Genomic DNA, 20736 nt, shown 5'->3' with positions numbered 1-20736 from the left:
GCGGCTCGGGGGTGGGGCTCGGGGGTGAGGCTTGGGGTCCGGACTCAATGCCGAAGGCCGCCCGTGGCCAGCAGCGGCACCAGCAAGAGCACGACGGTCAGCGTCGCCAGACCGGCGATCCGGACGGCCGACCGCACAGGTGTCGGAGTCCGGCGTGCGACCAGCCAGCCCGACACGACGCCCAGCGGCGCGAGCAGCCCGTCGTGCACGACGACCCCGGCCACCAGCCAGACCAGCACCCGGACCCACCCCGACAGGGGGACGTGCGCCGCGAACTGCCACACCCCGACGAGTCCCAGCCCCACGCCGGCCACGCCCAGCAGGAGGCGACCGGAGCCGGCACCCCGTCCGGCGGCATACGCCTCCCTCACGACAGCACCTCCAGCTCGGCGACCCACTTGGTCTGGAGCACGCCAGGACGGTTCGGCGCGATCAGGCGCACCGGGTAGCCGTGGTCCCGGGTCAGTCGGGATCCGTTGAGCCGCAAGGCGAGCAGCGTGCTCGGGTGGTCCGCGTAGGCGCGCGGCAGCACGCTCGCGGCATACGTGCCGCGGCGCTCGGCCGACCGGACGCGGACGTCGCCGACAGCACCTCCGACGAGGGCGAGGACGTCGCGCACCCGCACCCCTTCCCAGGTCGCCTGGACACTCCAGCCCTCGACACACGCGATCGGCAGCGAGACGGTCCGCCACGGCAGCGAACGCAGCTGTGCCGACGTGACCGTCTGCGCTCCCCGGGGACCGCGGACGGTCACGCTCCAGTGGTCGTCGCCGCTCGCGGGGTCCAGTCCCCGGTCGATCCTCGCCTGGGCGGCAGTGCGGTTGACCGGGACACCGAGGGGGCTCGATCCGGGACGGCGCGAGCGCAGCACCGACACGGACTCCAGCCACGGCACGGCCGACCCGACGGTCAGGACCACGGCACCCGCGGCCACCCCCACGGCGCCCACGACGAACGCGCGGCGCCCCTGCTGCGCCACGATGTCCGCCCCGGCCGGTGACAGCGCGTCCCTGACCGCGGGCAGCTTCACCGCGATGTGCACGACCAGCGCGCCGATGGCGACCCACGCGAAGGCGTAGTGGACCCTGGTGAAGCCGAAGCCGAAGACGTACCAGCCGGCGACGTTCGCGACGCCGGTGGAGACCATCAGCAGCGACGAGCCCACGAGCACAGCGATCGAGGCCCGCTCGAGCATCACCACGGGCGACCCCAGGACCGGTCTGGTGAACAGCCTGGGATAGGCCGAGTAGAGCTTGGCCAGCAGCAACGGCACCGACGCGGTCCCGGACGCGACGTGCACCCCCTGCGTGACCCGGTAGCCCCACGACGGTCCGGTCGGGATCGGCAGCCACGTCACGGGGTGCTGGTGCAGGTGGCTGAGCAGCCCCGTGAGGAAGCAGACCGTGAACGCCGAGCCCAGCCACAGGCCCAACCGGGCAACCACCGTGCGGTCGTGCAGCGGGGAGGAGAAGTCCGCGGGGACCGGTGGCCCCGGCAGTCGGGTCGGTCGGGACAGTCGGCGCATGCCTGTCACGCTAGGCAGCACAACCGATTTCGGACCGCCCGCTGCACTTACGGGGCGATGACGGATCGACTCCCCAGGCCGTCAGCGGCCCCGGCCAGACGACGCGTCGGCCACAGTGGACGCATGCGCAGACTCGTTGTCGGCACCTCCGTCATGGTGGCCTGCTCGACGACCTACGCCCTCGCGGGTGACCTGGACCAGCACAGGCTGCGGTTGGCTGCCGTGGTGGTGCCGTGGTGGTTCCTCGCCGTCGTCGTGACCCGCTGGGTCGGCTCGGCCCCCGCCACGCAGCGGGTGCCCAGGCCCAGCACGCTCCCCGGGGGCCCACGCCGGGTGCTGGTCGTCGTCTTCCTGGTGGCCCTCGCAGCCCAGCTCCCCGGACTCCTTTCGCCACCGCGCTCGAGCTCGGACGCCTACCGCTACGTGTGGGACGGGCGGGTCCAGCTGTCCGGCACCTCCCCGTACCGCTTCGCCCCGCTGGACGACCGGCTCGCAGCCCTGCGCGACCCGGTGCTCTTCCCCGGGCTCGGGCCGCAGGACCACTCGGGCTACCGCACCCGGCCGACGCCGACGGACCGGGCGGACGTGCTGGCCCGTGCGGCCAACGACCCCCGGACGAGGATCAACCGGCCCCGGGTGCCGACCATCTACCCACCCGTCGCGCAGGCCTGGTTCGCCGCGGTGGCGTGGCTGACTCCCTGGTCCTGGGGCACCGTCGGCCTCCAGCTGGGCTCGGCCCTCCTCGCGGCAGGCATCGCAGTCGCCCTCGCCTCGATGCTGCGCCGTAGCGGGCGCGACCCATGGGGCGCGCTCTGGTGGGCGTGGTGCCCGGCGGTGGTGGCGGAGTCCGGCAACGGCGCCCACGTCGACGTCCTGGCGGCTGCGTTCGTGGTGGCCGCGCTGGCGACGGCCACCGCGCCCGGAGGACGTCCACCCGCGGGGAGGGTCGTCGCGGCGGGGGTGCTCGGCGGACTCGCGGTCGCGACGAAGCTCTATCCTGCCGTCGTGCTGGCGGCACTCTTTCCGTTGCGGCGCAATGCGGTCCGGGCCCTGGGTGCGACACTTGCAGCCGCCGTCACCGTCGTCGCGGCCTATCTCCCCCACTGGGTGACAGCCGGGCCATTGGTGCTCGGCTACCTCCCCGGCTACCTCCTCGAGGAGCAGGGGCCCAACCGCGACGGCATCCTCGCCCTCGTCCTGCCCGGCGCCGCACTGGGTCCGGCCTCGGTGGCCGTGCTCGGAGCGGTATCCGCGGTGGTCGCGTGGCGGTTGACAGGGCGAGCGCAGGAGGCCGCGGCGGGTGCCGCCCTCCTGTTCGGCACGCTCCTGCTCGTCACGACCCCGAGCTATCCCTGGTACGCCCTCCCGCTGGTGGCCTGCGCCGTGCGTGCCGGCCGGCTCGAGTGGCTCGCCGTGGTGGTGGCCGCGACGGTGGCCTACACCTCGGTGTCCGTGCACCCCCTGCCGACGCTCGCGTACTGCGCGTCGGCCCTGGTGGTGCTCGCCGCGACGGTGTTTCGGCACCTGGGTGAGCGACGCCGGAGCGGCGGACGCTAGCGCCGGGGGGCGCGTCCCCGGACCACCACGGTGCCGGCGACCTTGTCGTGCAGGGCCTGGCGCCGCGGGTCCCACGCCGGCCACAGGAGGTCGAGGGCAGACCCGAGCAAGTACAGGATGTCCAGCGCCGGGCTCAGCCGCAGCAGCCCCAGGATGGTCTGCAGGAGTCGGCGACGCACGGCGATCGCCCACCCGACCCGTCCCGGCGCCTCGGGACGACGGATGCTGATGCCGAGCGCCATCTTGCCCGGAGTCGCTGAGAAGAACCCCACGAAGAGCACGTGGTAGAGCACGCTCGACGCGAGGGCGATGAGCGTGAGCGCGACGACATGGTCCGCTGTCGCCCTCATCGCCGCGTTGAAGACGTCGGACAGCGTCGCGCTCCCGTTGGCGACGCCGTCGAGGGTGCTGCTGATGTCGTCCCTGACCTGCAGCTGGACCGGGAGGGACAGGACGCCGGCGATGACGCTCGTGGCGATGAAGTCGATGACGAACGCGAGGACGCGCTGTCCGTAGCTCGCCAGCGGCTGCCCGTCAGGTGTGGTGGGACCGGACGGCTGTGCCCAGCCGTGCTGCGGTGGCGCGGACCAGCCGGGCTGCTGGGTGCCGGGGAACTGCGGGTTCTGGTGACCCTGCGGAGGCGCGGCCGGCGGCTGCTGCCACCCGCCCGCGGCCGGAGGCTGTGCAGAGCCCTGACCCGGGTACTGAGCCGGGTGGCCCTGCCCGGGGAACTGCTGCTGCCCGGGCTGGGTCACGGACGGGACGGGCCGCGTCGAGCGAGGGGTCGTGTGCTTGCTCCACACCACGCCGTCGAAGTACCGCAGCCGGCTGTCGTCCTCGGGGTCGTCGTACCAGCCGGGTGTCGTGGGCGTGCTCATGCCGCAAGCCTCTCACGGGAACCGTGCGGCCCCACGCGCGCTGCGGCTCAGAGGTTGCCGCGCGCGTCCTGCTCCCGCTCGATGGCCTCGAACAGCGCCTTGAAGTTGCCCTTGCCGAAACCGAGCGACCCGTGCCGCTCGATGATCTCGAAGAAGACCGTGGGACGGTCGCCGAGCGGCTTGGTGAAGATCTGCAGCAGGTAGCCGTCCTCGTCACGGTCGACGAGGATCTTGCGCTTCTGCAGCTCCTCGATCGGCGCGCGCACCTCACCGATGCGGGCCCGCAGCTCGTCGTCCTCGTAGTAGGAGTCAGGGGTGTCGAGGAACTCGACGCCGTTGGCGCGCAGCTCGTCGACGGTGCGCAGGATGTCGTTCGTCGCGAGTGCGAGGTGCTGGGCTCCCGGACCGTTGTAGAACTCGAGGTACTCGTCGATCTGGCTCTTGCGCTTGGCGATCGCCGGCTCGTTGAGCGGGAACTTCACGCGGTGGTTGCCGTTGGCCACGACCTTGGACATGAGGGCGGAGTAGTCCGTGGCGATGTCGTCGCCGATGAACTCAGCCATGTTCACGAAGCCCATGACCTTGTTGTAGAAGGTCACCCACTCGTCCATCTTGCCCAGCTCGACGTTGCCGACGATGTGGTCCAGGGCCTGGAAGAGGCGCTTGGGCGCACCGTCGCGCTTGACCCACGTCGAGGACCTGGCGACGTAGCCCGGCAGGTAGGGCCCGTCATACAGCGAGCGGTCGACGAGCGTGTGGACCGTCTCGCCGTAGGTCGCGATCGAGGCGATCCGCACCGTGCCGTGCTCGTCCGTGATGTCCTCGGCCTCGCGGACGACGCGGGCGCCGGCCCGCTTGGCCTGGGCGACGCACTTGTCGACGTCGGGCACCTCGAGGGAGATGTCGACGACGCCGTCGCCGTGCTTGGCGTGGTGGGCGATGAGCGGGCTGTCCGGGCTGACCGCGCCGTTGACGACGAACCGGATCGAGCCGGACTTGAGGACGAACGACTTGTGGTCGCGCTGGCCGTTCTCGGGGCCGCTGTAGGCGACCAGTTCCATGCCCCACGCCGACTGGTAGTAGTGCGCGGTCTGGCTCGCGTTGCCGACCACGAAGACGATCGCGTCCCACCCGGTGACCGGGAACGGGTCCTTGCTCTCGTCGTACTCGACGAGCCCGACCAGCTGCTTGAGCTGCTCGAGGTCGAGGTTGGCCTCGCGCTCCTGCGGGGTCAGGTCGAGGGTGCCGTCGAGGGCAGTGGTGTCCGGCGCGTGGGTCGTCATGGTGGCAGCGTGCCGGGTCGCCGCGCAGTGTGCAACGGTATGCCGTTGCGCTGCGCACTCTGCGCAGAATGCTGGCTCAAAGAGGATCACCGGTAGACACTGTGTCCATGACCTTGGACGACCTCGACGGCCGCATCATCGCCCTGTTCACCGACCACCCGCAGATCGGGGTGCTCGGGGCCTCCCGCGAGCTCGGCGTCGCGCGCGGGACGGTCCAGGCCCGGCTGGACCGGCTGCTCGAGCGCGGGGTGATCCGCTCGTGGGCACCCCAGATCGATCCCGCCGCGATGGGCTACCCGGTCTCGGCGTTCTGCACCCTGGAGATCCGCCAGGGCCGCGGCCACTCCCCCGTCGTCGACCACCTCTCGCGCATCCCCGAGGTGCTCGAGGCGCACACCATCACCGGCTCGGGAGACCTGTACATCCACATCGTCGCGCGCGACAACGCCGACCTGCAGCGCGTGATCGACGCTGTCGTCGACGACGAGCACGTCATCCGGGCCAACACGGCCATCTCGCTGGCCACCCGCATCCCCCTGCGCACGCTCCCGCTGGTCCGCGCGGCGAGCGCGCTCCAGTGACCTCGGGACCTGTCGCCCGGCCTTGGAACCCATGCGACCCCGACCCAGGGGCGCAGCGAGCGTCAGTCGTCGAGGCGGAAGCCGAGCTTCACGGTCACCTGCCAGTGCGCGATGGCACCCTCGCTGATCTGCCCGCGGATGTTCTGCACCTCGAACCAGTCGAGGTTGCGCACCGTCTTCGCGGCCTGGGTGACGGCATTCGCCACGGCGGCCTCGACGCCCTCGGGTGAGGTGCCGACGACCTCGGAGATGGAGTACACGTGGTTGGCCATGGCCTGCTCCGTCCTCGGCGGCCCAGCGTCGCCGTGCTCGTCACGCTAGCGGCGTGGGCGGCAGGCGACCACCCTCAGAGGTGGTTCCCCACGAAGAACCAGGTGAAGAACGCGACGCCCAGGAGCATGCCGATGTGCCCCAGGGCGGAGAGCCAGGGGCCGTGCGCCCAGCCGTCATCCGTCGCCCCGGTGGCATGCCGGCCACCGGTGGGAACCCATCGCGCGAGGACGAAGAGCCCGATCAGCACGACTCCCCACCAGGCGACCATGGCCAGCCAGCCCACCAGCCGTGGCGCTCCGACGAGCCAGGCGATCCACGTGCCCAGCGCGACCACCCCGAACGCCGTGTGGGCGTTCAGCAGCCCACGGGGCGTCTCGGTCACTCCCGACTGCTTCTCCGTGGCGATGAGGCGCGAACGGGTGAGCATGACGACCACCGCAGCCAGGCCGGTGAGCATCCAGACGACGTTGACGAGATCCACGGACGTCACCTTGTCGTGAAGACCGGCTCCAGCGCAACGTCTCGGGGCAGGCGCGCCGTACCGTCTTTCGCGTCGGGCCTCGTGAGGGCCAGCCGGACTGGCTGTGGCTAGACCGCGGCGAAGGCGTCCGGGTCGGTGCCCAACCGCGCCCGGAACGCGTTGTCGAGCGCCGCGTCGTCCTCGATGGCCGCGGCGTACCGGTCCTCGGAGGACAGCTCGAGGGCACTCGCGCGGTCGTGGTCGTCGAGCGCGCCTGCCGCGATCTCGCGACGCACCGCCGCGATCGCCTCCGAGGCCGCCGGGACGTGCAGCCACCGGTACCCGCCCTCGGCGGCGTCGAGCTCCTCGTCGCTCATGTGCTGGACGGCGTCCAGGACGCCCCCCGACATGGCGGAGCTGTGCAGCCTCAGCGCGGCAGCGAGCGCCTCGTCGCCGACGCCGGGAGTGGGGCCCCCGCCCTCGAGTGCGGCCCGGTTCCAGATGGTGTCTGCCTGGTCCATGCGGGCAGCATGTCATCCCGGCCGTGCACCGTGCAGGACGAATCAACGACGTCCGACGAACCAGGCCCTGATCTTGTCGACCCGCGCCGCGACCTGCTCAGAGGTCGCCTCGTCGAGGGAGGGACCGCCACACGCGCGACGCAGGTCGTTGTGCACGACGCCGTGAGGGGTGCCCTTCTTGCGGGCATACGCCGCCACGAGCTTGTTGAGCTCCTGCCGCTGAGCCGCCAGCGCCCGGTGCGCCGAGACCGGCTGCTCGACCTTGCGCGGTCGACGACCGTGCTGTGCCGTCTGCCGCTCGTGCAGCAGCACGGCCATCTGGTCCGGCTCGAGCAGGCCGGGCAGCCCCAGGTACTCCTGCTCCTCCTCCGACCCGGTCATGGCGTTGAGCCCGAACTGCTTGGCGTCGAACAGCACGTGGTCGAACTCCGCGTCCGACTCCAGCGCCTCGAAGGCCATCTGGTCGACGTCGGGGGTGCGCGCCGTGCGGTTGGCCGCGTCGAGCAGGGCGTCCTCCTCGGCCCACATCGCCGCAGCGCTGTCGGACTCCTTGGTGACGCGGTCGAGGGCGTGGTCGCGCTCGTCCTCGAGCCGGGCCGCGTGCTCGAGGATCACCGGGACCGAGGGCAGGAACACCGAGGCCGTCTCGCCCCGACGACGGGCCCGCACGAACCGGCCGACCGCCTGCGCGAAGAAGAGCGGAGTCGAGGTGGAGGTGGCGTAGACCCCCACGCACAACCGCGGGACGTCGACCCCTTCGGACACCATGCGGACCGCCACCATCCACCGCGAGTCGCTCGCGGCATACTCCTCGATCCGTGCCGAGGAGCCGGCGTCGTCGGAGAGCACCAGGGTGGGCTTCTGCCCGGTCAGGGACTCGAGGATCCGCGCGTAGGCGCGAGCCGCCGTCTGGTTGGACGCGATGACGAGCCCGCCCGCGTCCGGCACCCCACGGCGGACCTCGGTCAGCCGCTTGTCGGCCGCGGCCAGCACAGACGGGATCCACTCCCCCTTGGGGTCCAGCGCCGTGCGCCAGGCCTGGGCCATGGAGTCCTTGGTGAGCATCTCGCCGAGCCGGGCCGCGATCTCGTCACCCGCCTTGGTGCGCCAGCGCATCGCGCCGCCGTAGGCGAGGAAGAGCACGGGCCGCACGACGCCGTCCCGCAACGCCTCGGCATACCCGTAGGTGTAGTCGGCCGAGGACCGGCGGATGCCGTCGCGGTCCTCGGCATAGGTCACGAACGGGATCGGCGAGGTGTCGGAACGGAACGGCGTGCCCGTCAGGGCGAGCCGTCGCGTCGCCGGCTCGAACGCCTCGCGGATCGCGTCACCCCACGACAGCGCGTCGCCGCCGTGGTGGATCTCGTCGAGGATCACCAGGGTGGGGGCGGACTCGGTGCGGGTCCGGTGCAGCGCGGGCTTGCTGGCCACCTGGGCATAGGTCAGGGCCACACCGTCGTACTCGCTGGAGTGGCGGGCCGAGGAGTTGGAGAACTTCGGGTCGATGTGGATGCCGACCTTGGCCGCGGCGTCCGCCCACTGGGTCTTGAGGTGCTCCGTGGGAGCGACGATCGTGACGGCGGAGATGGTGCCCCGGCCGAGCAGCTCGGTGGCCAGGCGGAGCGCGTACGTCGTCTTCCCGGCGCCGGGTGTGGCCACCGCGAGGAAGTCGCGGGGGTCGGCCCGCAGGTATGCCGTGAGCGCGGCCTGCTGCCAGGCGCGCAGCTTGGCGGCCGTCCCCCAGGCCGCCCGCTCCGGGAACGCTGGTGAGAGGTGGGAGGCGGCGGCTGTACTCATAGGGCGGCCACGTTATCCGTTGGCGCAAAACGACATGCCGAGGCCCCGGCGTCTGTGCCGGGGCCTCGGGGGTGTGCTAGAGCGTGTCGCCCGTCGCGGCGGAGCTGACGCTGAAGAGTGCGCTCACTCGCCGCCGTCCTGCGGCGCGCGCAGCCCGTCGTAGATCTCCTTGCAGGTGGGGCAGACCGGGAACTTCTTCGGGTCGCGGCCCGGCACCCAGACCTTGCCGCACAGAGCCACGACGGGGTCGCCGGACAGGGCGCTCTCGAGGATCTTCTCCTTGCGGACGTAGTGCGCGAACCGCTCGTGGTCGCCCGGCTCCTGCAGCTGCTCCTCGACCTGCTCGCGTTCGAGCACGGCGGTGCTGGTCTGGCGGTGCGGCTCCGCGGCCGGGGACAGCGGGTCGTCCAAGGGGATCTGCGGCTCGCTCATCCCCCGAGTGTATGCCGGGCCGTGGGGCGGCTCAGTTCATCTCGGGGTCGCTCGGGAACGTCGACACGAAGGCCAGGTGGTCGCGCTGACGACGCAGCACCCTGGTCCAGAGCTGCTCGGGGTCATCGTCGAAGGCGTCGCGACCCTCGGACTCCACGACGTACCAGCTCCCCGAGGCGACCTCCTCCTCGAGCTGTCCCGGTGACCACCCGGCATACCCGGCGAAGATCCGCAGGCCGGCCACCTCGGGCACCACGATGGCCGGCGGGGTGTCGAGGTCGACCAGCCCCAGACCGCCGAAGAGCCGCTTCACGCCGAGCGGTTCGACGTCGCCGGGCACCGTGACCAGGCCGAGCGCGCTGTCGAGGCCGACCGGGCCGCCTTCGAACAGCACCGCCGGCGCCGTGGCGTAGGCCTGCCAGTCGGGCAGCACGACGTCCACGCGCGCGTCCATGGGGCGGTTGAGCACCACACCCTGCGCGCCTTCCGCGTCGTGGTGCAGGAGCAGGACGACGCTGCGGCAGAACACCCCGTCGGCGATCTGCGGCGTCGCGACGAGAAGGCTTCCCGACAGGTCGGTGGTCTCCACGGGTCCCATTCTGCCCGCCCGCGCCAGAGCCCCGGTCGCGGGGACCGGGGCTCTGGCCATTCAGGTGATGCGGTGGCGGGTGGCGCGCTGCCATGTGCAGCGCCCCCGCGGTGTGCGGGGTGGGTCAGTCGCGGGCCGCGCGGGAGTAGCTGCCGCGGTCACCGCGCGAGCCGCCGGAGCGGTCGTCACGGTACGAGCGGTTGCCGCCACCCTGGCGGGGGCCACGAGGGCCACCACCACGGGGACCGCCGGACGGACGACCGCCGCCGCGCTTCGGGCCCTCGAGGACGCGGCGCACCTTGTCCTCCGGCACCGGGATGCCGCTGGGGGTCACGGCACCGGTCGCGGCGAGGCGCTCGTCGCCCGGGACGGCCTTGGTCGGCATCGCGTCGATGCCGGCCTCACGGGCCATCCGCTCCATGGTGCGTCGCTGGTGCGGCAGCGCGAGGGTCACGACCGTGCCCTTGTCGCCGGCGCGGGCAGTGCGACCCGAGCGGTGAAGGTAGTCCTTGTGGTCGGCCGGCGGGTCGACCTGCAGGACGACGGAGACGTCGTCGACGTGGATGCCGCGAGCGGCGACGTCGGTGGCGACGAGGACCGGCAGGCTGCCGTCGCGGAAGGCGCCCAGGACGCGGTTGCGCGCGCCCTGGTTGAGCCCACCGTGCAGCGCGGCGGCGAAGACGCCCTGCTCGCGCAGCTGGAGGGCCACCCGGTCGGCGCCGAGCTTGGTCCGCACGAAGACGACGGTGCGACCCTCGCGGTTGGCGACCTCGGCCGTGATCGTCTTCTTGTGCATCGGGTCGATCAGGAGCACGTGGTGCTCCATCGTGGTGACCGAGGCCTTGGCGTCGTCGGTCGAGTGCGTCACCGGGTCGGTGAGGTAGCCCTCGACGAGCTTGTCGACACCCTTGTCGAGGGTGGCCGAGAACAGCATCCGCTGGCCGCCCTCGGGCATCTGGTCGAGGATCGCGGTGACCTCGGGCATGAAGCCCATGTCGGCCATGTGGTCGGCCTCGTCGAGGACGGCGATCTGGATGTCGCGCAGCTGCACGGCCTCACGCTCGATGAGGTCCTTGAGGCGACCGGGCGTCGCGATGAGCACGTCGACGCCACGGTTCAGCGCGTTGATCTGGGTCGTGTAGGACAGGCCGCCTGCGACGAGCTTGTGGCGCAGCCCGAGGACGTGCACGAGCGGCTCGAGCGCGTCGGACACCTGCATGGCCAGCTCGCGGGTCGGGACGAGCACGAGGGCGCGCGGTCGACGGGGGGCGGCCTTGTCGCCGTCGGCGAGGCGGGACAGCATCGGCAGGCCGAAGGCGAGCGTCTTGCCGGAGCCGGTCTGGCCACGGCCGAGGACGTCCTTGCCGGCCAGCGCGTCCGGGATGGTCGCGGACTGGATCGGGAACGGCGTCGTGATGCCGTCGCGGGCGAGCCGCTCGACGAGGCGCTCGGTCAGGCCGAGCCCGGCGAAGCCGTTGTCGGCGTCGACGGTCACGGGGCCCTCGACCGACTTGCGGGTGGCCTTCACCCAGGTGTCTGCTTCCATGCGCTCGGCCTCGGGGTCGACCTGGTTGTCGAAGCCGCGGGCCGGACGGTCGTCACGGTTGAAGCTGCGAGCCGGACGGTCGTCACGGTTGAAGCTGCGAGCCGGACGGTCATCGCGGTTGAAGCTGCGAGCCGGACGGTCATCGCGGTTGAAGCTGCGAGCCGGACGGTCGCTGCGGTCGAACTCGCGGCGCGGGCCACGGTTGTCGTCACGGTTGAAGCTGCGAGCCGGACGCTCGTCACGGTTGAAGCTGCGAGCGGGTCGGTCGTCGCGGTTGGTGCTGGTCACTGGGCGGTCCTCACGGTTGTACTGACGGGGACCACGGTTTTCATCACGGTCATAGCGACGAGCCGGGCGGTCGTCACGGGTGGAGTCGCGGCGCTGCGGCCGGTCGTCACGGTTGAAGTCGCGGCGCGGGCCACGGTTGTCGTCGCGGTCGAAGCGACGAGGAGCGCGGTCATCGCGGTCGTAGCTGCGGGCGGGGCGCTCGCTGCGGTCGTAGCTGCGGGCAGGGCGGTCCGAGCGCTCGGTGCGGTCGTAGCTACGGGCAGGGCGCTCGCTGCGCTCGTTGGTGCGGGCGGGGCGCTCGCTGCGGTCGTAGCTACGCGCAGGGCGGTCCGAGCGCTCGGTGCGCTCGGGGCGACGGTCTCCGTCGCGGGCCGGCCGAGCGGCATACGTGGCGCCGCCGGAGGCGGTGGAGGACTGGCCGCGATGCGCCTTCTTGGGGCCCTTCTTCGCGGCAGCCTTCTGGTCCGGGGTCCAACGGGCCTTTTTGGGCGCGCCGGATCGCAGGTTCTTGGGCACTGGTATTCAACTCACTTCAGGTACTCGAGGTAGACACGTCTCGAGCCACCTGGCGAGGGCAACGAAGAAGACGAGCCTCAGGCCCTAAAGGGCCCGTTGGACCGGATCAACAGTTGTCATCCGGTGGGACTGCAGTCGGAGTAGGGAATGCGTCTGTGGCGCCTGTGCCACCTCTTGGCGCTGCCAGCGCCGCCGATCTGAGCCAGAGCAGTCTATCAGCGCCGGAGGGCCCTCCCGACCACCACGACGGTGACCCCGACCACCACGCCGGAAAGGTCCGCGACGGCGTCCCAGACGTCGCCCGAGCGGTGCGGCAGCAGGTAGTGCTGGATCAGCTCGCTCACCGGTGCGTGGACCGCCAACAACCCCACCACGTATGCCGGGCGGAAGCCGGCCAGCAGCCCCGCGAGCGTGGGCAGCAGGAAGAGCAGGACGTGCACGACCTTGTCAGTCCACGTCACCGGCCCCTGGATGTCGACACGCGGCCAGTAGAGCGCGAGCGCCTGGGCGACCAGCAACACGACGAACACGACGGCGGCCGGCCGGGGCTCGCGCCGGCGGGTCGGTGCCGCACTATCCAATGAGCTCGGGCTCCTCGGCCATCCGCCGGGTGACGACCTGCTCCGGCGTGGTGCCGAGGACGGCCGCCTTCACTGCCGCCGCGACGACCTTGGAGACGTCCGGGTGGAACACACTGGGGATGATGTAGGCCGCGTTGAGCTCGTCGGGGTGGACCACCTCGGAGAGCGCCCTGGCGGCGGCCAGCATCACGTCCTCGTCGATCGACGTCGAGGCCGCGTCGAGCAGGCCACGGAACACGCCGGGGAAGACCAGCACGTTGTTGATCTGGTTGGCGAAGTCGGAGCGGCCGGTGGCGACGACCGCCGCGTGCTGGGCGGCGGCGATGGGGTCGACCTCGGGCTCGGGGTTGGCCATCGCGAAGACGATCGCCCCGTCGTTCATGGTGGCGATGTCGTCGCCGGTGAGGATCCCCGGGGCGGACACGCCGACGAACACGTCGGCGCCGGCGATCGCGTCCTTGAGCGTGCCGGAGACGCCGCGGTGGTTGGTGTTCGCGGCCGACCAGGCCAGGGCGGGGTGCAGACCCGAGGCGATGTCCTCACGGTCGGGGTGGAGCACGCCGAACTGGTCGGCCACGACGACGTCCGTGGCACCGGCCTTGAGCAGCAGCTTGAGGATGGCGGTGCCGGCGGCCCCCGCGCCCGACATGACCACGCGGCATTCCCTGAGCTCCTTGCCGACGACTCGCAGCGCGTTGCGCAGCGCTGCGAGGGTCACGATCGCGGTGCCGTGCTGGTCGTCGTGGAAGACGGGGATGTCGAGCTCGTCACGCAGCCGGGCCTCGATCTCGAAGCACCGCGGCGCCGAGATGTCCTCGAGGTTGATGCCGGCGAAGACCGGGCTGAGGGCCTTGACCGTGCGGATGATCTCCTCGGTGTCCTGGGTGTCGAGGCAGATGGGGAAGGCGTCGATGTCGGCGAAACGCTTGAACAGCGCCGCCTTGCCCTCCATCACCGGCAGTGCGGCGAGGGGGCCGATGTTGCCCAGGCCCAGGACGGCCGAACCATCGGTCACGACTGCCACCGTGTTGCGCTTGATGGTGAGTCGCCGGGCGTCGGCGGGGTTCTCCGCGATCGCCAGGCAGACGCGCGCGACGCCCGGCGTGTAGATGAGCGAGAGGTCATCGCGGTTGCGGATCGGCACCTTCGACTCGATCTTGAGCTTGCCACCGAGGTGGGCGAGGAAGGTGCGGTCCGAGACCTTGCCGATCTCGACCCCGTGCACATCGCGCATCGCCTCGACGAGCTCGTCGGCGTGCGTCGTGTCGCGGGCGGCAGCGGTGACGTCCACGCGCAACCGGTCGGCGCCGGACGCCGTGACGTCCAGGCCGGTGACCAGCCCGCCGCACTTCTCGATGACGCCGGTGAGCTCGGAGACCGCGGTGGCGCGGGCCGGGAGGGTCAACCGGACGGTGATGGAGTTGGACACGGAGGGGGCTGCGCTCATGGTCGGCATTCTCTCGATTACCGCGGGGTACGCCGAACCCGCGCCGCATTGTGGCCAGCGATCCGTCGCGGGCGCAGGCCGAGGGCCAGACGTTGCTCGACGATGACCTGCCCGCGCACCGAGAGCCAGGCACACACCAGTGCCAGCGGCAGCTCGACGACGACGGCCATGGCCAGGGCGACCCAGCGCTCCCGCGTCGACGGCGCGGTCACCACGTCGAACCACGCGTCCGTGACGAGCATCGCCGCGGTGGCTGCGGCCACGGACCCGATCCAGCGCGAGTGACGCACCGCCGCCCAGCCGGTCACGGCCAGCACGACCAGCAGCGCCAGGTCGAAGCCGCCCCAGGCGAGGTCGAAGTGGGCCGACGGTTGGGTGCCGGGCAGGGCGATGAAGAGGTATGCCGTCCACGGCACCATGAGCGCCGCGAGGCCGGCCAGCGACCAGCCGACGAACCTGACCCGAGCGTGGCCACGCATCTAGGCCGGCACCGTCGTGGTCATCACTGTCGCGGCCCAAGCGATTTGGACCCTCACGATCGTGGCCCTCGCGCTCAGGGGGCACCCCTCGTGGTCGATCTCGCGGCCCGGGCAGGCGGCATCGGTCAGCTGCACGGACACAGTCTCCCCCACCAGCCCTGCTTCCACTGCCGAAAGCGTCAGGACCGTGTGCTGGGGAAGGTTGAGCGCCTGTCCGACGTTGAGCGTGGTGGAGTCCAGCCCCGGTTCGCCATGATGGCAACCGGCAAGGCGGCCGATCTGCCGTCGAGCTGGGCGAGAACTCGGTGACCGCGACCGTCGCGGTCTGATGGGAGTGGACCTAGAGATGGCTAGCACGACGCTGACAGCGGAGAACTTCGAGAAGACGATCCTGGAGGGCGGCACTGTCCTGGTGGACTTCTGGGCCGACTGGTGCGGGCCGTGCAAGCGCTTCGGACCGGTCTACGAGGCTGCGTCAGAGCAGCACGCCGACATCGTCTTCGGCAAGGTCGACACCGAGGCCGAGCAGGCGCTCGCCGCCGCCGCGAACATCACCTCGATCCCCATGCTCATGGGATTCCGGGACGGCATCCTCGTCTTCGCCCAGGCCGGCGCCCTGCCCGCGCCCATGCTGGAGGAGGTCATCGCCAAGGTGCAGGACCTCGACATGGACGCCGTGCGGGCCGACATCGAGTCGCAGAAGGCCACCCAGAGCTAGAGCCGCGCCCGCTCCGTGCTTGGTGCGCTGGTGGTGGACCTGCTCGTCCAGAACCCCAGGAGCAGCAAGCCACCGACGAGGATGCACACCACCTCGGAGATCGCCGCAGCGAAGACGTAGAAACCCTCCCACCGGTCGTGGACGCCCATCAGGCCCACGGTGGTGGCGAGGACGAACGCCCCGAGCGTGGACGCCCCGAAGCCGAGGGTGAGGAATGCGGGCACCCAGTGGTGCCATCGCAGCAGCAGCACCGCGATGACCATCCCGGCGACGACGTTGAAGAGGAACGCCGGGCCGACCGACTGGTGTCGAACCCCGCCGAACCAGAGCTTGAGGTGGTCCGCCGCCGACACCAGCAGTGCCAGCGCGCCCAGTGCTCGCCAGACCATGTCGCTCTCCTTCTCCCATGCGCCCGGCCGGTCCCCCGGGACGTCCGGTCGTGAAGACGGTCCAGGGTGTCGCGAAGTTCAGTGCTGCCCTGCTTGCCGGGGTGTTGAACACCGGGTCCAGCTGCACTCGTGGTGTTGGCTAGTGCCATCACGGTGGGCTATCTCGCCACAGTCGCGGTCGGCGTGGTCATTCCTCCTGACAGCAGCCACCTGAGCCGCGGCGGACCGACCAAGTCACCGTGAAAGTGAGCGCATGAGACACCAAATCACCGTCCACCGGAATGGGCGCCGCTACCAGGTCCGCGCAGTCAAGCGCGGATCATCGCTGCGGGGCGCCCCCCTGGATGGAGGGATCGAGATGCTTCTGTTGGCGCCCTTGGCCTTCGCATTCTTTTGGTGGCAGGACCGCCAAGACCGATACAAGGTCGGCGTCCTTCTCATGCCCAAGGGCACTCTCAACTTGGGCCGTCAGGTGATCTACAAGGAGATGCTTGCCCGAGGGATCGATCCGAAGTCCCGGGTGGACCAGCTCTTGGAGGAGGTTCGAGAGGGGCGATTCGACAACGCCAGTCGGTGGAGTCTGCGGCCGGCCCCATAGGCGCCCCCCGCGCGGCTTGACCGTTCATCCACCACCCGAAGCTCAGCTCGTGCAGGCTTTCCCAGACGGGGGGCGAATGCTTCTCGCCGTCGGTCGTCAGAACCTTGCCCGGATCAATCTCGGAGACGGCGAAGGTCTGCAGAATCGGTTCCAGAGAACAACTCGCGATTCGACATCGATGACGGTGAGGGCGTGCTGGCTGAACCAGTCGGTCCTGCAGGGATCGATGAGAGCCGTGGGTGCCTCCGCGGGACCGGTCAACCCGACGAGGACGGGGGCCGTGCAACCCGCGAGCACCATGATGCCGACGGCCATCCCCGACAGCCTCAGTCCACCTGCACTGAGCTTCTCCACTCGCGCATGGTGCCACGGGTGGATCGCCCACCGGGTCCGTTAGAGTGCGCGACCTATGGAGATCCGGCAGGTCGAGACCTCCTCGGCGAGTGGCGCCGAGTTCTTGGTCGTGGCGGTACCCACCGGGACTCCCCTCCGCGTCAGTGTCGCCCCAGACAGCACGATCGTCGGCAATCTCATCTGGATGCTCTACGTCGGCGTCCGCGAATCTGTCGGAGCCGCTTGGAAGGTCGGCGTCTTCAGGAGAAATGTAGGCAGATTGCGCAGGGACAAACTCGTCATGCGCCAGGTACTTGAACGCGGCGCCAACCCTGACCGAGCCCTGGTCGACCTTCTCGACCGTACCCGCAGCGGAGAGTTCGACGCGCCGCAGTAAAGGCGGGTCGCGCACCGGCCATAGACAAGCAGGTCAGCTCGTGCCGCGGATACGAAACCGAACCCAGGGATCCCCCGACCGCGCTCGTCCTGGTGGGGATGCCGGGCGGGAGGGTAGCGCTAGCTGATGGTGAGCTTTCGGATGCTGGTGTACCCGGTCGCGATGCGAGTCGTGGCGTACCGGCGCACTCGGACCTGCCAAGTGCCACGGGAGGTGAGCTTGAAGGTTCCGGCGGCGGCGCCGGTGGTGCCGAGATAGCCCGTCGCCACGGTGGTCCACGTCGTGGTCCCCAGGCGCCGGACCTGCACGGCGATGCGGGCACCCGACTCGTATGGGGCGGCGGTCACCCGGGCGGTGACGGGGGCGTAGGCGCGGGCATAGGACGCTACGGAGTACCAGGACACCGTGCCGACCGAGGTGATAGCACGCTCGGGCAGCGTCAGGGTGCGCCCCGGCACGGCGGAGGCGACGAGGGCCCGCAGCCGCCCGTTGGCGGTGTTCGCGAACCGCAGCGCTGCCTTGCCGGTGCTGTCAGTGCGGGCCGTCGCGATGGTGGTCCACGTGGTGGTGCCGGCCACCTTGCGCTGCAGCGTGACAGGGACATTCGCGGCAGCGCGGCGCGGCTGGCTGGTGCTGACCAGGTCAGCCACGTTCACGACCGCGGTCAGCGCGGCGTTGTACGCGCCAGTTGCCGGTGCGGTGTAGGTGGCTGACCTGTCGGCGTAGACGGTGGTGGGGAACGTCTCGACGGGTGCGGCCAGGTAGTTCTCCTGGGTGTTGACCTGCACCTCGAACCGTCCTGGGCCGGCCGCCTGCGGGATCGTGGTGATGGTGGTGGCGAACGACTTCTCGTCCTGGCACACCACACCGGACGTGTACCCGTTGAGTCCCGCGGGGTCGTAGAACGCGAAACCGCAGATGGAGAACGTCAGCCCGGCGGGCGCGGTGCCCTTGATGGTGACCGGGGACTGGACGCCGACGACCAGCGGGGCGGCCGTGACGGTCTCGTGGAAGGCGACAACGACCAGCGGCACGTCGATGGACGATCCGATGGGCGTCCCGTACGGGTCCAGGAGCTGGACGTCCACGCTGGTCGTCCCGGCCGGCAGCATGGACGCGGGCAGGGTGACGGACGTCGACGAGTCGGTGAACGTGACGGGGAAAGTCACCGGGGCGGCGGTGCCGACGCGGACCTTCAGCGAGGTGGGGTTCGCCCCCGGCGTCGGGTACGGGCCCTGCGAGGTCACGTTCAGCGGGACGGAGGTCCCGGCCAGGAAGGGGCCGTAGGTGACCCCGGTCAGCGAGGGGACGTGGCGGACGGCGACGATGCCGAGGTACTTCGGGATGCCGTACTGCCCTGCCGCGGTTTTGCCCTGGACCGTCAGCTCGTACCCTCCGGCGGGCAGGGCCGTCACGTCGAGAGGGACGGTGCCGGTCGTGGCTCCGGAGGCCGGGTCGGGGGCGCCCCAGGTCCCGGTGAACACTGCCGCGTCCTGCGGGGCTCGCGACAGGCGCAGGGTGGCGCGCACCGTCTCGCCATCGGTGCGCGCGGTGGGTGAGGTGAGTGTCCACGTGCCGGTGGTGTCGAGGACGCCGGGGCCGTACGTGGCGGTGATGGCGGTTGGCGTCGCCTGGGGGCTGGCGGCGGCAGCGAACGGCGAGACGGGTGACTGGTAGGTGGTGACCACGCGCCCGCTGTAGGTCGGGTTCGCGGTGCCCGGGTTGATCGTGGCGACCGCGGACACGTTCGCGTCCGGCCACGCTGCGGCTTGGGTGGTCGGGTCGAACGTCCAGATGAGTGTGCACGTGACTGGGCAGTCCTGCGCGGTCACGGTCTGAGCAGCCAGGACCGTGCTTCCGGTGTTGTTCGCGATCGTTGCCCCGGAGTTTGGCTTGGCGGTGTACCCGACGTCCATGCTGACGGTGACGGAGGGGTCGGTGTTCATGGTGACGTCGGCCTTGACGGTGAACGGCCCGGTCAGGGGCACGCCGGCCGCGCTCAGCGGCTCCAGGGTGACGGTGGCGGGCCCGTCGGCGGCGAACGCGGCGGCTGGGATCCCTACCGCGGCGGCCGCAAGAGTGGCGACCAGCAGTGAGCGCAGGTAGCGGGTCATCATTCTCCGTTCGCAAAGGCGCGCCGTAGGCGGCTGCGCCGAAGGTACGGGATACGGCCTCCGCCTGCGACTGGTTCGCCCGGATTGCATCCGAAATGTGGAGTCTGTGACCACGCCGTGCCTGTGCGCTGGTCTAGCGCATCGGGGCTGCCTGACATCGAGAAGCGCGCAACTCGGCAGCCCCTAGCCGGACGGCGCTCACGCGAGTCACACCCCCGTTGCCACGACGTCCCCGCCCACCGCGACGGCGCTCCAACTCGATCCCTCGAACCCCAGCGCCCGCCGGGAGGGGCCGACACAATGGGAGTTATGCCCGACCGCAGCGCACGCGCAAAGCCGATGGCGCCCCTACCCGGCGCCGCGCCGGGCATTCAGCCGTTCGTCCACCTGACCCCCATCAGCACACCGGACGCCGCGCGCTATGCACTGGCCGCCGAGGCGGAGACCAGTGTCCTGGACCCGGCGGGGATGCGCCGGCTGTGGGTGCGAGACCTGAGCGCCCTGGTTGCCCTGGTGCTGGCCGTGCTGATGGCGGTGCTGGCCGTCAGGGGCATCGCATACGGCGAGTCTGAAGACGTGCTGCCCATCCTGGTGCCGTTCATGATCGTGGTGAACTTGGCGAACGCCAGCTCTGTGTTCTTCCCCGCAGCCCTGTGCCGGGCCTTGCCCGCGCCCGGTGTCATCCCCAAGTTACCGGCCGCCCGGTGGCGCTGGTACCGCCAGCTCCGCCAGGAACCCACCACCGCGGCTCCCTCGGGCGCGTGGCCGCCCGGCGCCGAGGCGTACGCGCTGCTCTCCGGCGCCGCCAGCGTGCACTCCGTTGCCGCCAGCTGGTTGTGCGAACGCGCTGGGCTCCCAGCCGTCGTCGGTGCCGCCTGGATCGCCTCGCTCCGAGGACAGGGCTGGCTCAACGGGGGCGGACGCACCCTCGGGCTGGCGTCGCTGCCCGAAACTCACCTGCAGGTCACCCCCGCCGGACGGGCCGCGCTGCAGGCTGAGCGCGCCCGCATCACCGCACTCGCCGCCGGCTGAAGCTCGCGGCAAGAATGGCGTGGCTGACGAGTCATCCACCGTGAATCCGGGCGGCAGATCCGGACGTTCGTTTGGCGTGAAGGTCGGCCGAGGGTGGGGAGGTCAGGCCCTCGTCGCGCGCCGGCGCCGGCGGACGGCGTCGATGCCCAACACGAGCCCGAGCCCGATGCCCAGGACGATCGCCCAGGGAACCCAGAACCCCAGCGACGTGGTGTGGACGTCTGAGTTGTTGGCGGGTCCCCAGCCGACGAACGCGACGCAGATGGCCCAGGCGGCCGGTGCCACCACCAGTGCGCGACTACGAGGGAGGAGCAGTGCGGCGATGATCACGATCGAAAGGAAGACGATGTCCATGTGACTTCTCCTGTCTGGTGGCGCCGTGCCACCGGATCTCGAGGATGC

General features: G+C 70.9%; 22 protein-coding genes. 5 read left to right on the top strand and 17 right to left on the bottom strand.

Going from position 1 to position 20736, the window contains the following annotated elements; genetic code table 11:
* Window positions 1-44 precede the first annotated feature (44 nt).
* Together BJ986_RS12035 and BJ986_RS12030 are read right to left on the bottom strand one after the other, a co-directional pair.
* A complete protein-coding gene (locus BJ986_RS12035; RefSeq protein ID WP_179422199.1) occupies window positions 45-371 on the bottom strand; it encodes a hypothetical protein in 327 nt (108 codons plus the stop codon).
* A complete protein-coding gene (locus BJ986_RS12030) occupies window positions 368-1525 on the bottom strand; it encodes a molybdopterin-dependent oxidoreductase (protein WP_179422198.1) in 1158 nt (385 codons plus the stop codon). Before BJ986_RS12030 ends, BJ986_RS12035 begins: the two co-directional genes overlap by 4 nt.
* 123 nt (window positions 1526-1648) lie before the next feature.
* Between BJ986_RS12030 and BJ986_RS12025 the strand changes: the two genes are divergently transcribed.
* Window positions 1649-3082: a glycosyltransferase 87 family protein gene (locus BJ986_RS12025; RefSeq protein ID WP_179422197.1), complete on the top strand. Its 1434-nt coding sequence runs from the start codon at window positions 1649-1651 to the stop codon at window positions 3080-3082.
* On the opposite strand, the gene BJ986_RS12020 is transcribed toward BJ986_RS12025, so the two are convergent.
* Complete coding sequence (locus tag BJ986_RS12020) at window positions 3079-3960, bottom strand: RDD family protein (protein WP_179422196.1); 882 nt, start codon at window positions 3958-3960, stop codon at window positions 3079-3081. The genes BJ986_RS12025 and BJ986_RS12020 overlap by 4 nt on opposite strands.
* 47 nt (window positions 3961-4007) lie before the next feature.
* Window positions 4008-5243, bottom strand: a complete 1236-nt coding sequence (gene hppD / locus BJ986_RS12015) for a 4-hydroxyphenylpyruvate dioxygenase (RefSeq protein WP_179422195.1) — start codon at window positions 5241-5243, stop codon at window positions 4008-4010.
* Between the two features lie 107 nt (window positions 5244-5350).
* Here hppD and BJ986_RS12010 point away from each other — a divergent pair, with 107 nt between their 5' ends.
* Complete coding sequence (locus BJ986_RS12010; RefSeq protein ID WP_179422194.1) at window positions 5351-5824, top strand: Lrp/AsnC family transcriptional regulator; 474 nt, start codon at window positions 5351-5353, stop codon at window positions 5822-5824.
* A 62-nt stretch (window positions 5825-5886) separates the two neighbouring features.
* On the opposite strand, the gene BJ986_RS12005 is transcribed toward BJ986_RS12010, so the two are convergent.
* From BJ986_RS12005 to BJ986_RS11960, 10 genes are all read right to left on the bottom strand, one after another.
* A complete protein-coding gene (locus tag BJ986_RS12005) occupies window positions 5887-6096 on the bottom strand; it encodes a dodecin (protein ID WP_179422193.1) in 210 nt (69 codons plus the stop codon).
* A 74-nt stretch (window positions 6097-6170) separates the two neighbouring features.
* Entirely contained in the window at window positions 6171-6578 is a 408-nt protein-coding gene (locus BJ986_RS12000; protein ID WP_179422192.1) for a hypothetical protein, read from the bottom strand.
* A 107-nt stretch (window positions 6579-6685) separates the two neighbouring features.
* The gene (locus BJ986_RS11995) at window positions 6686-7078 is read right to left on the bottom strand and encodes a hypothetical protein (protein WP_179422191.1); all 393 of its coding nucleotides are present in this window, start codon (window positions 7076-7078) and stop codon (window positions 6686-6688) included.
* 42 nt (window positions 7079-7120) lie between these two features.
* Window positions 7121-8875: a DEAD/DEAH box helicase gene (locus BJ986_RS11990; RefSeq protein WP_179422190.1), complete on the bottom strand. Its 1755-nt coding sequence runs from the start codon at window positions 8873-8875 to the stop codon at window positions 7121-7123.
* Between the two features lie 123 nt (window positions 8876-8998).
* Window positions 8999-9307, bottom strand: coding sequence for a DUF3039 domain-containing protein (locus BJ986_RS11985; protein ID WP_179422189.1), 309 nt, complete (start codon window positions 9305-9307; stop codon window positions 8999-9001).
* A 31-nt stretch (window positions 9308-9338) separates the two neighbouring features.
* On the bottom strand, window positions 9339-9905 hold the full coding sequence (locus tag BJ986_RS11980; RefSeq protein WP_179422188.1) for a YqgE/AlgH family protein: 567 nt from the start codon (window positions 9903-9905) through the stop codon (window positions 9339-9341).
* A gap of 115 nt (window positions 9906-10020) precedes the next feature.
* The gene (locus BJ986_RS11975) at window positions 10021-12246 is read right to left on the bottom strand and encodes a DEAD/DEAH box helicase (protein WP_179422187.1); all 2226 of its coding nucleotides are present in this window, start codon (window positions 12244-12246) and stop codon (window positions 10021-10023) included.
* A 215-nt stretch (window positions 12247-12461) separates the two neighbouring features.
* Complete coding sequence (locus tag BJ986_RS11970) at window positions 12462-12827, bottom strand: VanZ family protein (protein WP_238338090.1); 366 nt, start codon at window positions 12825-12827, stop codon at window positions 12462-12464.
* The gene (locus tag BJ986_RS11965; protein ID WP_179422186.1) at window positions 12820-14274 is read right to left on the bottom strand and encodes an NAD-dependent malic enzyme; all 1455 of its coding nucleotides are present in this window, start codon (window positions 14272-14274) and stop codon (window positions 12820-12822) included. Before BJ986_RS11965 ends, BJ986_RS11970 begins: the two co-directional genes overlap by 8 nt.
* A gap of 17 nt (window positions 14275-14291) precedes the next feature.
* Entirely contained in the window at window positions 14292-14753 is a 462-nt protein-coding gene (locus BJ986_RS11960; protein ID WP_179422185.1) for a hypothetical protein, read from the bottom strand.
* Window positions 14754-15099: 346 nt separating this feature from the next.
* On the opposite strand from BJ986_RS11960, the gene BJ986_RS11955 reads away from it, so the two are divergent.
* A complete protein-coding gene (locus BJ986_RS11955; RefSeq protein ID WP_179422184.1) occupies window positions 15100-15471 on the top strand; it encodes a thioredoxin family protein in 372 nt (123 codons plus the stop codon).
* On the opposite strand, the gene BJ986_RS11950 is transcribed toward BJ986_RS11955, so the two are convergent.
* Window positions 15468-15860: a hypothetical protein gene (locus BJ986_RS11950; protein WP_179422183.1), complete on the bottom strand. Its 393-nt coding sequence runs from the start codon at window positions 15858-15860 to the stop codon at window positions 15468-15470. The two genes, BJ986_RS11955 and BJ986_RS11950, sit on opposite strands and share 4 nt — an antisense overlap.
* 1007 nt (window positions 15861-16867) lie before the next feature.
* Here BJ986_RS11950 and BJ986_RS11945 point away from each other — a divergent pair.
* Complete coding sequence (locus BJ986_RS11945) at window positions 16868-17188, top strand: hypothetical protein (RefSeq protein WP_179422182.1); 321 nt, start codon at window positions 16868-16870, stop codon at window positions 17186-17188.
* Window positions 17189-17307: 119 nt separating this feature from the next.
* On the opposite strand, the gene BJ986_RS11940 is transcribed toward BJ986_RS11945, so the two are convergent.
* Window positions 17308-19305 (bottom strand): hypothetical protein, encoded by a 1998-nt coding sequence (locus BJ986_RS11940; protein ID WP_179422181.1) that lies wholly within the window; start codon window positions 19303-19305, stop codon window positions 17308-17310.
* Window positions 19306-19611: 306 nt separating this feature from the next.
* On the opposite strand from BJ986_RS11940, the gene BJ986_RS11935 reads away from it, so the two are divergent.
* On the top strand, window positions 19612-20334 hold the full coding sequence (locus BJ986_RS11935; protein ID WP_179422180.1) for a hypothetical protein: 723 nt from the start codon (window positions 19612-19614) through the stop codon (window positions 20332-20334).
* A 102-nt stretch (window positions 20335-20436) separates the two neighbouring features.
* Here BJ986_RS11935 and BJ986_RS11930 read toward each other — a convergent pair whose 3' ends face one another.
* A complete protein-coding gene (locus BJ986_RS11930; protein WP_179422179.1) occupies window positions 20437-20688 on the bottom strand; it encodes a hypothetical protein in 252 nt (83 codons plus the stop codon).
* Between the last annotated feature and the right edge of the window lie 48 nt (window positions 20689-20736).

It is taken from the genome of Pedococcus badiiscoriae, from assembly GCF_013408925.1.
In the GTDB taxonomy this organism is placed as follows: Bacteria; Actinomycetota; Actinomycetes; order Actinomycetales; family Dermatophilaceae; genus Pedococcus; species Pedococcus badiiscoriae.
The sequence above is the reverse complement of the archived record's forward strand: the minus strand, read 5'-3'. Positions and strand labels throughout refer to the sequence as shown.